The sequence below is a fragment of the Lacihabitans lacunae genome (genome assembly GCF_042649125.1).
Taxonomy (GTDB): domain Bacteria; phylum Bacteroidota; class Bacteroidia; order Cytophagales; family Spirosomataceae; genus Leadbetterella; species Leadbetterella lacunae.
Genome location: NZ_JBHRYQ010000001.1, coordinates 425843 through 438687, shown reverse-complemented (window position 1 = coordinate 438687; position 12845 = coordinate 425843). Strand labels below are relative to the sequence as shown.

The window sequence follows — 12845 nt, the reverse complement described above, 5'->3', positions numbered from 1 at the left end:
GTAACAAAAACAAACATCTCTTAATAATGAAGAACATATTTATAATTAATGGAGCTCATCCATTTGCACATTCGGGTGGTCGATTTAACCAAACACTTTTTGAAAAAACAATTTCCTATTTTGAAAATACTGCCGATTTTGAGGTAAAATATACAAGTGTAGGCGACACCTATGACCCGAAAACAGAGGTTAATAAGTTTAAGTGGGCCGACCTCATCATATATCATACACCTATTTGGTGGTTTCAACTTCCGTATGGTTTTAAAAAATACATCGACGAAGTATTTACCGAAGGGCATCAAAACGGTATTTATAAAAGCGACGGCCGTAGCAGTTCCAATCCAAACATCAACTACGGCACGGGTGGCTTAATGCATGGCAAAAAATACATTTTAACTACAAGCTGGAATGCACCAAAGACTGCTTTTACTTTAGAAAATGAGTTTTTTGACCAAAAAAGTGTGGACGAAGGTCCGTTGTTTGGATTTCACAAAATGAATAAGTTTGCAGGCATGCAAGTTTTGGCAACGCACCATTTTCATGACATCGAAAAAAACGCCGATGTACCACATGAATTAGCAGAATATCAAAGCTTTCTAGATGAAACTATGAAAGGATGTATGGCTTAAAACATGTAATATATGGTCACTTAAACTAGCCAAAAAAATTATCCACACATAATGCAATTCTATTCGCTAACCCTTCAAAAAAAGACTAAAAAATGTATTTTTAAACAATAAAAGAGAGAAACCTAAACTTGCTTTTTTTAGGAATTCTAAACGCAATAATAAAAATTAAAACTACTTTCGTCTTAGTAAGAATTGAGCCTTGTTTTTTATGTCTTTTTTTGTCTATTTATTTTTTATAAATTTAATTTCCGATACTATCGTATTTTAAACCCTTAAACAAAAATGGAAAAGAGAAACAAAATCATCTATTGGCTATCTACCGCCTTATTGTCATTGGGTATGTTGGGAAGCGGCATTTCGCAAATCCTTCACCTAGAAGATATGAATGCCTTGATCGAGCACGTGGGTTATCCTTTGTATTTTATGTATATCATTGGCGTGTGGAAGGTGCTGGGCGTAATCGCGATTTTAATGCCGAATTTTAAACTCTTAAAAGAATGGGCCTACGCCGGTTTTTTCTTTCTGATGTCTGGAGCCTTGGTTTCGCATCTTTTTATGGGCGACGGCGGCAGTGCCATTTTCGGACCTTTGTTTCAAACCATTTTTGTAGTGCTCTCTTGGTATTTTAGACCTGCAAACCGCAAAATAAGTTTAGAAAATATTTGATTAAAAATAGTATAGCGAATACTTTTTACCCAAAAAACACTATTAAATGAACAGCTACAAGGTAATATTTCAGGGATCGAGAAAATTTAAATTATTTCACAACGAGCAATCCTTAGGTGAATTGACCTACACCAAATGGTACAACAGCAACGCAAACATTCGCTTATCAAATAGTGCCGAATACTCCATTACTGCCAAAGGTTTTTTCGGTACCACTTTAGAAGTATACCAAAACGACACCTTACTCATCAGCTATAAAATGGGCTGGAAAGGCGTAAACATTACAAGTTACCAGCTATAAAAAAAAACTGAGTGGAATTAAAGTATTATCAATATAGACTCGGAACGGCAAAATTTATTGCAGGAGAAATGCATGCCAGTTTGCATCAATTTGACTTTGACAAACAATTGAGTGACACCATTTTCGGTAGACAAATTATTGAATGTATTACTTCAGATAAATATTCTAAGTTGATCTCAAAGCATATTCAACGTGGAATTAATATTGGAGATAATAAACACACTACACTAGTTGCAGCACCAGACTTTCCAATTAAATCTTTTGAACCTGGATATTTCAACCCTAAAAGAATAGAATTGGGACTTTCAGGCGGTGATATTTGTTTTTATCAACCTGATTTATTAGTTGAATCGTACTATTACTTTTGGGAAACTAAACATCCATTTTCACAATGGCATAAATGTAGTTTTGAACTAGAAGACAAAATCTTTACTAGTGCTGAACAATACATGATGTACGGAAAAGCAATGTTATTTGGGGACAAAGAAACGGCTACGAAAATATTACGAACAAATAATGTTAGAGAGCAGAAACAACTTGGTCGACAAGTAAAAAATTTTAATAAAGAAATTTGGGACCTACACGCACCGACAATTGTATATCGAGGAAACAGAGAAAAATTTATACAAAATAATGAGCTGCTAGACTTACTTTCATCTACCAAAGGAAAGACAATTGTGGAAGCAAGTCCAGATGACAATATTTGGGGAATTGGTTTAACAGAAAAGCAGGAAGAGGCAAAGTCAATTTTTACATGGAAAGGAACAAACTGGCTCGGAATAGTTTTAACTGAACTTAGAGAAGAGTTTCTTGGAAACAAATTTGAAAATGGATATTTAACACTTGAAGAATTTAAAACAAAAATGATAAAGAGCTGGTAACACTATATTTGAATTCATAGAGGTGTAGTAGTGTGGCGAGGCGGTGGTTCTTCGTAGTCAGCCCGTAAAATTTGCGATTTGACTCGCTTTGGTGGAAGAAATTTGCAAGTCAAATCGCAGATTTGACAAAGTGGTAAACCGATACTATATTGCTTTGAAAAACCGCCACGCCTCATATATTTAACGTAATATAGGCGGAGAAGAGAAAAAATACCTTTTGAAACTAAAAGGAATATTGAGCAGCACCTTCGTGCTTTTGGATGCCGTCCAAAACGAATTGATACACACAAAATCAAAGTTTAAATGGAACAAAATGCATTCAGACTATGAACTAATATGCACCGAGCTTTTCGAAAATATCCAACACAAAGAACTAATGCTACTCGTGACCTACCATGCACTCAAATACCAACTTGCAACTATGGCGGCGGCGGCTTGAGGAGATTGGGTTTAATGATTTTAAACTGTTAGTATCTTCCAATAATATATAACATTGTGCTTTTTTTACTCATAAATCAAAAACTAATAACACACCAAAAACTTATCACTATTGGCATTCTATTTGAAGTTAAACAATTCTAAATTTCGTTTTAGCACTAACCAAGTAAACTTAGATTTATATTACATATACTATTGACAACTAATACTTTACAAAAATAACAGAGCTAATAACACCTCCGGAATAAATAACAACACATCAAACAAAAACAATAAACATATGGGATTTTTTAATTTTTTCAAGAAAAATAAAATTGCCAGTAATAAAATACAGAATAATCAACACTCGCTAGAAAAAGAAACGCTTGATGATGCACAACAAGAATTCATTGACAATTCAATTTCTAATGCGGAAAGGATTGTCCGAGCATTCAATGATAATAATAATGGAGCATTTGATTATTCAGAAGAAAGTTTAGCAACATTAGACGAACTTCTCGATAACATTATCGATTTTGGTGAGCAAATGGATGATAGCATGAAGAATGATTTAATTGCTCAAGCTGGTTCTTATATTTTTGAAGTAGCTAGAAGAAATTTTGGGGGGAAATATTTCTGGTTGGAACATCTTAATCAGCCGATATTAGTTACAGGTTTACCAAATTTCGAAATATCAATTGTAGCATTCGACAAAGTAAAAATGAGACTAGAAAACGGTATTGAAGATAATATCCCCTACTTTTTTAAAGGTTATTCAGAAAGGGTTCGAAATGCTAAATTTGGTGATAAAGCAATGATAGTATAGAAAAAAATACAATTTATACTGTGCTATTTTAACGTTCATTACCCTTTGATTGATGCAAAATCAAATACTTGACTTTCTTAAATGAAGAAAATATATACCATATTACTTTTCCTGTTTCCAATTTTGGGTTTCTGTCAGTTCAAAATAAAAGGGTTTGTACTTTCAAAAACAGACAACCTAGGTTTGCCAGCTCAGATAATTGAAAAAGGCACAACAAATGGAACAATATCAAATAATTATGGAGAATTTGAATTGACTGTTACCGACGAAAACGCAATCCTTACAGTTTCTGAGGTTGGATTTCAACCAAAAGAGGTAAAAATAAATGGCCAATCTAATTTGTCGATTATTTTAAAAGAAAGCTGTAATATAGACTGGTTTGATTATCACAATATTGGATTTGGATTATTAAGTGGATTGATAAATACACCCTTAGGAGGGCAACTTAACCTTTCATTTGTGCCTCTAAAAAAGCTTCCATTGATTAAAACATTTTTCAGCTATCAGTCGGACCTCAAGCGTAACAATTATTTAAACGGAAGTATTGGACTTTATCACTTGTTTGTAACCTGCGATTTTGATGCTGACATAAACTTCAATTATAAAAAATTAGAATACGAGCAAAAACTTGACTTATCCACATTTAATTTTTCGACAGACCTTAATTTAAAAAAAATCGGACTTATAGTTGGGTTAGGGAGTTTAAGAAATCAAATTGATCATAAAATAAAATATGGGCCAACATTGGGCTTTAAAAAAAATACTTCAATACCATTGCGGTTAAACATCGAGGCCAAATCTACTTTAAACAAGCATTTTATAGAAACAAATATTGAAGTTAGTAGGCAATTTAATTCACTTACCACTTTTTTGAGATTCTATTCGATAAAAAGTTTTAACGAACTTTCATTAGGGGTAAATAAAGACTTTTCATATCATCGAAAAAAGCCAATTATTAACCGATAAGTAAAAAATGAGTAAGGTTTTTTTTCTTGTATTAAAGTGCAAAAAGTAAAAAAAACAATATCAACCGTGTAGGTAAAAAATTGAGTTATTACATCCTAAAATAGCAAACATTCTTAATTTAACCCATCTAAAATCATCAGAACAAAAAGGAAACTCAGTTACTTTACCCCTTCCTCTGCTACCTGATGTTTTTTCCAGTAGTTGGCTAATATGCTGCCGCTGATGTTCATCCACGGGCTAAATACGGCAGCTGCCAGGCCTACGGTTCCTAGTTTTCCCATACTTCCGGCTAGGCCACTCGCCATACCTCCGTTTTGTAAACCGACCTCAAACGCGATAGACCTGCTGCTGTTTTTGTCCATTCCAAACATACGGCTAAACCAATACCCGAAGAAATAGCCTGCGGCGTTGTGTATCACAGAGGCCATAAACAGCAAATACCCGATTTTCATGAGGTTGTCTCTACCCGCGGCGGTGGTTACTGTAGTAAAATATATGATACCAAACATCGAGATGTAAGGCATTATTTTATTGATAACAAGGAAGTTTTTATAAAGCAAATTATACACAAAACCTGCCACTGCGGCTCCGGCTATAAAGCCACTCAATATAAAACTTTGTTTGGCTTCAAGTGATGAAATTTGATCTACAAACACCACCACTATAGCAATCCAGATGGCACAGCCTATAACCGCGTAAAGTGACTTTTTATATTGGTTTGATGTAGCATTTTTTAGAAAATCATGAAATAAAGCAGCTCCAATGGGCACCAAGACTATCTTCACAATTTCGATCATCATGTCCATAAAATTGATATGTATAAGTGTGCCTGCCAGCATTTTCATCAAAAAAGGCGTTAAAAATGGGGAAAGCAAAGTAGCCATGGCCGTAACGATAACACTCAAAACAAGGTTGGCTTTGGCCAAATACACCATAACATTGCTGGCCATGCCGCTGCTACAGCTGCCTATCAAAATTATGCCTGCTGCTATTTCGGGTTCAAAATCAAACACTCTAGTGAGCAAAAAGCCCATGAGGGGCATTATGGTAAACTGACAGAAAAGTGCTACCAACACGCCTTTGCCAGTAGTGGCCAAACTTTTAAAATCATGGAGACTCATATGTGTTCCCATGCCGAGCATAACCAACTGTATTATAACCAAAATGAGGGTTTTATCTCTCAGGTTTATGCCACCCACTGTACCAAACGCCTGCGGAAATAGCATACCTGCCACCACCGCCGCAATAATCCACAAGGTGTATTGATAGCCTTTAAGAGTTTCTATAACCGGGATGCCATACGCCAAAGCAATGGCAGAAATAAGGCCGCAATAGGTATACAGCGTGGGCTTGTTTAGTACCACACCCGCTAGTGTAAGAAACAAGGTAATCACAAAAACTATTAAACCTACCTGTTGCGTTTTTTTCATGTTATATTTTAAAAACTAAGCGTTTTAACAAAATTAATTTTGAGTAAAAAAACATCAATATTCAAAACAGAAGACTCACTATCAATGTTTTATCAAAAAAAAGACAGCTAACAAATGAAATGTAAACAAATAAAAATCAGCCAATAACCGAAGCCAAATATTCCAAAGCGATGGTTGGACTGGCCAAAATTGGCACCGTTTTATCTGCTTCTGAAAGTTGGTCTACAACCCTAGCCATGCTGGCTTGAGCCAATAAAATCACATCTACCTTTTGGGATAATTCTTTCAGGGCATCGCCTACTTTTTGGTCGTGGGTGGCTGCATCACCACTCATAAGGGCCTCAAAAGCTCCTTCGCACAGTACAGCGGTTAATTCTATTTCTTTTCCCGCAGCTTTTGCACGCCTAAGCACCAAGTCTGAGGTGGGCTCAAGAGTAGTATTAAGGGTGGCTATAACGCCTATTTTGCTTCCAATCTGCACGGCTTTGTCTGCCATGGGCTGGTCTACTCGCAGCACCGGAATGTCTTGTAAACTCGCGGCTATTTCTACGGCTGGCCCAATAGACGAACACGTATATAGCACATAGTCTGCCCCTGCTTCTTTGGCGGACTCGGCATAGTTTACAACGCGTACGGAGGTTGATTTGGTAAGTTCACCACAGGCAATCGTGTTTTTGATAAGGCTATCGTCTACGATGTTAAACACCTTTACGTTTGGCAAATATTTGGTACAAAGCTCAGCAAAAAGCGGAACAAGTGTAGCTGATGTGTGAATCAGGCCTAGTGTTTTTTGTTGGTTTACTTGGGTATCGGTAGACATAGACATTTTTTTTAATTTAATTTGATTAGAAAGGCTTGGTTTAATAATCAAAAAAATGTCTTTTTAGATGCTGCCTTTTGCTACACAAACAAGGTAAAATAGTTTTCGCCGCCAACCTGTCCGCCTTTAAAATTCACTTCTAATCCGTCTATCACTTGATTATCCGAATACGCCCTGCACAGTGGTGCTCCTTTCACTACGGGGGCAATCATTTCCACCGCTGTTATTTCCATGGCCCTGGCCGCATAACTACTGGTATCGCCACCTGCCACCACTATTCGTTTGATATCACAATGTTCGGCCGCATATTTAGCGATTAAACCCAAGGCTTTGCCCAATATTTCAGAAGGCAAATTACCCGTTTTTTTATTTCCGGTATGTACTATTATTTTGTCCGAAACCTTAAACTTGGCTTTCAAAACTTCAAAAACCTCAGCATCAACCTCGTCATTTTCACAAATAGCCGCCGCATCTATGATTATCTCATCAAATCTATGATTTTTTGCGTATACAATCTGTCCTGCACTCACGGGCGAACAGCTCCCTGAAACCACCAAAAGTTTTTCGGAAGGCTGCATAGGCGACCACTCTTGCATGGGATTTAAAACCATTTCTTCTTGCCAAAATGCTCCCAAGGCCATTTCTACCCCGGAGCCACCTACCGAAAACAAGGTAGAATCTTCTTTAGCTAAATTTTCTAAAAAAGCTCCAATTTTTGTCATTTGCTCGTTGTAGAGAGCATCTATCAACACCACGTTCTCGTTACCTAATTTATCTGTCCAGTTTACAAATGGCAGCTGCATTTTCACGAAGTCTATGCTCCCAATTTTCTCAGAAGTTTGCTTTGACAAATGCACCCGCAAATCGCTTTCAGACGATGGCGTAACCGGGTGTTTACTCATAGAAGGGTGGCGGTCTAAACGATACACCTCTCCCCCACTGCCAATGCCCATTTGAGCAAACAAATTACCAAAAACGCAGTAGCGACCAAGTGCGGGTGTGCCACCTATTACAGGTATTAATTTATTTTGAAATACGGCCAAACCGCAGTCTATGGCTTTGCCGATACTGCCCACCAAATCAGAAGAATCAAAAGTACTGCAGACTTTGTAATGCACATGTTTGGGCTTAATGACTTTCATAGCCGTAAAGGCCTCCATAAGCACTTCCTCCATTTCTTTGGGAGCCAAAGCACGGGTTTTCCCTGCTACACCAAAGGCTCTGAGGTTTGGAAAAGCGGCTAAAGTTTCGGGCGTGGGCGGCTCTATGAACAAGATACTTTTGGCACCGGCTGTGGTAATAAATTCCAATGCGTCGGTTGAACCTGTAAAATCATCGCCGTAAAATGCTAAAAGTAATGGATTCATAATGCTTCTATTATTTTCCAAATTTTTCGGCGGCTTTATCAAATTCCGTATATAGTTTTCTGGCTTCGTCTAAAGTCAAACCGTCTACAGTGGCTTTCCATGCTTGCTGCAGGGCTACTACCCCAGCTGCTGCTCCCATCGGATGTGCCATGATGCCGCCACCAGCCATATAAAGCAAGTCTACAGTTTGGGTTCTTCGGTAGGTTTCAAACGCCTGTCCGCCCCACTGCCCAGAAGACACCACCGGCAAAATATTTTTATGTTGAAATAAAGGTTCTTTGAGCGATTGGATAGAGTTTACCACGCTGTCGTCGGTTTCCCAAAACTTATTTTGTATGCCGTTTACGTGCAGTTGATCTACCCCAACGAGACGCCAAAGTTTTTGATAGGCCTTGAAATCTATGCCTAAAAGCGGGTGTCGGTTCATCATTCCCCAGCCGTTTCGGTGGCCGTGAATGGCCAATGCTCCTTGGTCGCATATCTTTTTGGTGGCAGACATCCCTACTGTGTTTATGCTTACCATGGCACAGGTGCCGCCAGCGTTTACTATCTTTTCGTAGCGGTCGTGCATTTCGTCTGTTTCGCCGCTGATGTTAAATGCGTACATGACTTTTTTTCCAGTCTTGTCTGCATTTGCGTTTATCACATTCATTACGGCATTTAGTCGATCTTCAAATTGTGAATTCGCGGCAGAGCTCATCAGTTCATCGTCTTTCACAAAGTCTATTCCGGCTTCGGCCAAAGTTTTTACTATACGAGCCGTTTGCTCCGGACTCATGCCTATAGATGGCTTTATAATGGTTCCTATCAAAGGACGCTCGTATACCTTAGTTAACTCTCTACAACCCGCTACGCCAAACTTTGCCCCAGCGTAGTGCTTCACAAAACTCTCCGGAAAATCAATGTCCATTAACTTTAGACCTGTAAACTGCGTGATTTCATATAGATTTCCTTGGAGAGTGGAAATCAAAACTGGCAGATTATACCCGAAGTTTTCTATACTCCAACTTACTTTTACTATTGCCCTACGGTAATTGCCGTCTTTGCTTCTTGCACCCGGTATGGCTGGCTCCCAAACGGTTTGAAGGTGCTCAATACTTTCTACCCGAGCAGCAAAGCGTTGCTTTAACTCTTCGGTTTCGTTAGGAACAGCCACAAAAGTCCCTGAAGATTGCTCACCTGCTAAAACCGCCGCAGCTTTCGCTACCTCGTAGGGAGTTTCTATATAATACGTTGCAGTAATTCTTTCCATTGTCCAATTTTTGCACAAATATAAAATATAATTGATTGCTTTTTAGAAATGATTTGCGTTAAAAAAAACAGGTAATTTCTTCGCTATAAACAAAATAAGAAACTTTAAATTCTGAAAAAACTTATGCTAAATAATGCAATTGATTGAAAAGGAAAAAATTCTTCGCTTTAATATTTATAAAAAAACTACTGTCAAACGGTTAACTTTTATTTTTAAAGAAAACATAGCTAAAACCTATCATTGAAGCCATTTTTTTAATCATTTTGAAAAACACCCCCCTTTCATTTACTGGGTCGCCTGCCAGCGGGGCCTCCATTTTTCCGGTAGGCCGGACCCTTCAAAAAAAACGGAGCAAAAAAAACCGCACGGCAGCGGCCGACCGTCCTGCAAACTCGCACAATTAAAATTCTTGTTGTCAATGTTCTAATAAAATATACCACCCAAAAGAATTTTAACAGTGCTCAAACAGTGCAGGGCGATGTAAAGATTTATTTTCTATTTTTTTTACCCGTTTGACAGTATAAAAAAACTAAAATATAATTAGAGCCTGAATTTAAGAAATATTCAAATTGTACAATTATTAAAAAATGAACTAATTACTAAGATAAAATGAACCTAAACTTTTGAATGTCAAAAAAAAGTACCCAGATACGAGTTTTTGTGATTCCATTTTTAACCTATAACTTTAAGTTTTTATACCTTAAAACATTCAGCCATGAAAAAAAGCTTACTAATCCTACTTAGCGGATTTTTTGTTTTAATTTCTATCGAAAAAATACAAGCACAATCTCCATCTAAAAGCAAATCGATGAAACTGTGGTACAAGACTCCAGCAAACGCTACCATAAAAGATGATATAAGCACCTACAAAGACGACGCCGAATGGCTCAAAGCTTTACCGCTTGGAAATGGTTCTCTGGGCGTGATGGTATTTGGAGATGTAAACAAGGAAAGAATACAACTCAACGAAGAAAGTATGTGGTCGGGCAGCCCGCAGGATAGCGACAATCCGGAGGCGTTTAACTCCTTGGCCGAAATCAGAAACTTACTGTTTCAGGGCAAATACAAAGAAGCCACCGAACTCACCAACAAAACTCAAGTTTGTATCGGCAGCGGCTCAGGCAAAGGCCAAGGCTATAAAGTGCCTTTTGGAAGTTTTCAGACAATGGGCGACTTATGGTTAGATTTCAATAAGACAGATGCTTATCAAAACTACCACCGAGAGCTGGATTTGACCGATGCCGTGGCACGCGTTAGCTACACACAAAACGGTGTAAATTTCAAAAGGGAAATATTTACAAGCTCCCCAGACCAGGTAATGGTGGCTAAGTTTACGGCCGACAAAAAAGGCAAAATATCGTTTAGATGCAGCATGGACAGACCCGAAAGATTCACAACATTTTCGGAGGGAAATGAGCTCGTAATGAGCGGTGCACTTTCTGACGGAAAAGGTGGTGACGGACTGCAATATATGGCCCGACTAAAAGCCGTTTGTAAAAATGGAACACTCACGTGTAAAGACGGAAAATTGACCTTTACTAATGCAGACGAAGTAATCCTTTATCTTTCAGCATCAACAGATTACAAACTTGAATACCCGACTTACAAAGGGCGAGACTATAAAACAATCACCAAGATAAACCTCGAAAAATCCTCAAAAAAGACGTATGAGCAATTATTAAAAGAGCATATCAGCGACTACCAAAAATACTATTCGCGAGTGAATATTGAACTATCAAAAGCGGAGAAGGACTTGATACCGACAGACGAAAGACTCGCCGCTTTTAAGGATTCTCAAAACGACCCGCACTTGGTAGAACTCATGTTTCAATATGGCCGATATTTGATAATTTCTTCGTCTCGCCCAGGTACTTTACCTGCCAATTTGCAAGGAATATGGAGCAATAAAATAAAGACCGCGTGGAACGGCGACTACCACACCAACATCAATTTGCAGATGAACTATTGGCCGGTGGAAGTAGCCAATTTACCCGAAATGCACTTGCCCTTATTTGATCTCATTTCGTCTTTGGTAGAACCGGGTACAAAAACCGCAAAAACACATTATCACGCCAACGGCTGGGTGGTGCATCCCATCACCAATGTTTGGGGCTACACCTCCCCAGGCGAGGCCGCCAGCTGGGGCATGCACACTGGAGCCGGAGCATGGATTTGCCAACATATAGCCGAGCACTATGCTTTTACGGGCGACAAAGATTTCCTTAAAAAAATGTATCCAGTTTTGAAATCTTCGGTAGCGTTTTCGCTTAGTTGGTTAGTCAAAGACCCCAAAACAGGCCTCTTGGTTTCAGGACCTGCGGCGTCTCCTGAAAACTCGTTTATAACACCAGAAGGCACTAAAAATCAAATAAGTATGGGGCCTACACACGACCAACAGGTGATTTGGAGTTTATTTGATGATTTCATATTGGTGTCAAAAGAATTGGGTATAAAAGACGATTTTGTTAATGAGGTTTCAGAAGCTCAAAAGCAACTACTTGGCTCAAAAATTGGAGAAGATGGAAGACTTCTGGAATGGGCGATTCCATTTGAGGAAGCAGACGCAGGGCACCGCCACATGTCGCATTTATTTGCCTTGCATCCGGGTTCACAAATAAACGTTTTAGATACACCCGACTTGGCAGCAGCAGCGAAAAAATCGCTTAATTTTAGATTGGCAAACGGTGGCGGCCATACGGGATGGAGTGCCGCTTGGCTGATAAGTCTATATGCCCGTTTGCTGGATTCCGAAAACGCCCTTGACAACGTGAATAGAGTGTTGGTGAAATGTACAAATCCAAACTTATTTGGGAGCCACCCGCCCTTTCAAATGGACGCCAACTTTGGGTTTACGGCCGGCGTTTCAGAGATGCTAATTCAGAGTTACAAAAACATTGTGCAGCTGCTACCGGCATTGCCCACACAATGGAGCGACGGCACCGTAAGTGGCTTAGTGGCAAGAGGTGGCTTTGAAGTAAACATGAATTGGTCAAAAGGAGAACTAAAAACCGCCACAATAAAATCAAAACTCGGCAACACCTGTGTGCTTCAAACGAAAGAAAATTTAATAATAAAAAATGCAAAAACAGAGGTTTCAAAAGTAATAATTAACGGCAACCCATACTTCAGGACTATATTTAAAACAGAAAGTGGCAAAGTGTATGAGGTAACGACAAACTGACCTTAAACCACTATTTAATAAACAGTTACGAGTTTTGTTTTTTTTTATAAAAAATGAAAAATTTAAAAATATTTCCAATTTAAGTTCAAAAATTAGCACCCTATAAACC

Annotated in this window: 12 protein-coding genes; 8 read left to right on the top strand and 4 right to left on the bottom strand. The window is 38.5% G+C overall.

Annotated elements, in window-relative coordinates; translation table 11 throughout:
• The first annotated feature begins 26 nt into the window (after positions 1 to 26).
• From ACFOOI_RS01715 to ACFOOI_RS01685, 7 genes are all read left to right on the top strand, one after another.
• On the top strand, positions 27 to 629 hold the full coding sequence (locus ACFOOI_RS01715) for an NAD(P)H-dependent oxidoreductase (RefSeq protein ID WP_379834313.1): 603 nt from the start codon (positions 27 to 29) through the stop codon (positions 627 to 629).
• 282 nt (positions 630 to 911) lie between these two features.
• Positions 912 to 1295 carry a DoxX family protein gene (locus tag ACFOOI_RS01710; protein WP_379834310.1) on the top strand — a complete coding sequence of 128 codons (384 nt, stop codon included), beginning with the start codon at positions 912 to 914 and terminating at the stop codon, positions 1293 to 1295.
• A 46-nt stretch (positions 1296 to 1341) separates the two neighbouring features.
• Positions 1342 to 1596, top strand: coding sequence for a hypothetical protein (locus tag ACFOOI_RS01705; RefSeq protein WP_379834307.1), 255 nt, complete (start codon positions 1342 to 1344; stop codon positions 1594 to 1596).
• Between the two features lie 11 nt (positions 1597 to 1607).
• A complete protein-coding gene (locus tag ACFOOI_RS01700) occupies positions 1608 to 2477 on the top strand; it encodes an NADAR family protein (RefSeq protein WP_379834304.1) in 870 nt (289 codons plus the stop codon).
• Positions 2478 to 2694: 217 nt separating this feature from the next.
• A complete protein-coding gene (locus ACFOOI_RS01695) occupies positions 2695 to 2916 on the top strand; it encodes a hypothetical protein (RefSeq protein WP_379834302.1) in 222 nt (73 codons plus the stop codon).
• 279 nt (positions 2917 to 3195) lie between these two features.
• On the top strand, positions 3196 to 3720 hold the full coding sequence (locus tag ACFOOI_RS01690) for a hypothetical protein (protein ID WP_379834299.1): 525 nt from the start codon (positions 3196 to 3198) through the stop codon (positions 3718 to 3720).
• 81 nt (positions 3721 to 3801) lie between these two features.
• Positions 3802 to 4686 carry a carboxypeptidase-like regulatory domain-containing protein gene (locus ACFOOI_RS01685; protein WP_379834296.1) on the top strand — a complete coding sequence of 295 codons (885 nt, stop codon included), beginning with the start codon at positions 3802 to 3804 and terminating at the stop codon, positions 4684 to 4686.
• Between the two features lie 158 nt (positions 4687 to 4844).
• Here ACFOOI_RS01685 and ACFOOI_RS01680 read toward each other — a convergent pair whose 3' ends face one another.
• The 4 genes from ACFOOI_RS01680 to ACFOOI_RS01665 all read right to left on the bottom strand — a co-directional run bounded on the left by ACFOOI_RS01680 (position 4845) and on the right by ACFOOI_RS01665 (position 9555).
• Positions 4845 to 6116, bottom strand: a complete 1272-nt coding sequence (locus ACFOOI_RS01680; RefSeq protein WP_379834293.1) for a bile acid:sodium symporter family protein — start codon at positions 6114 to 6116, stop codon at positions 4845 to 4847.
• 136 nt (positions 6117 to 6252) lie between these two features.
• Entirely contained in the window at positions 6253 to 6942 is a 690-nt protein-coding gene (locus ACFOOI_RS01675; RefSeq protein WP_379834291.1) for an aspartate/glutamate racemase family protein, read from the bottom strand.
• Positions 6943 to 7016: 74 nt separating this feature from the next.
• Positions 7017 to 8303, bottom strand: coding sequence for a four-carbon acid sugar kinase family protein (locus ACFOOI_RS01670; RefSeq protein WP_379834288.1), 1287 nt, complete (start codon positions 8301 to 8303; stop codon positions 7017 to 7019).
• 10 nt (positions 8304 to 8313) lie between these two features.
• Positions 8314 to 9555 (bottom strand): ribulose-bisphosphate carboxylase large subunit family protein, encoded by a 1242-nt coding sequence (locus ACFOOI_RS01665; RefSeq protein WP_379834285.1) that lies wholly within the window; start codon positions 9553 to 9555, stop codon positions 8314 to 8316.
• A gap of 715 nt (positions 9556 to 10270) precedes the next feature.
• On the opposite strand from ACFOOI_RS01665, the gene ACFOOI_RS01660 reads away from it, so the two are divergent.
• Positions 10271 to 12736 carry a glycoside hydrolase family 95 protein gene (locus tag ACFOOI_RS01660; protein ID WP_379834282.1) on the top strand — a complete coding sequence of 822 codons (2466 nt, stop codon included), beginning with the start codon at positions 10271 to 10273 and terminating at the stop codon, positions 12734 to 12736.
• Positions 12737 to 12845 lie beyond the last annotated feature (109 nt).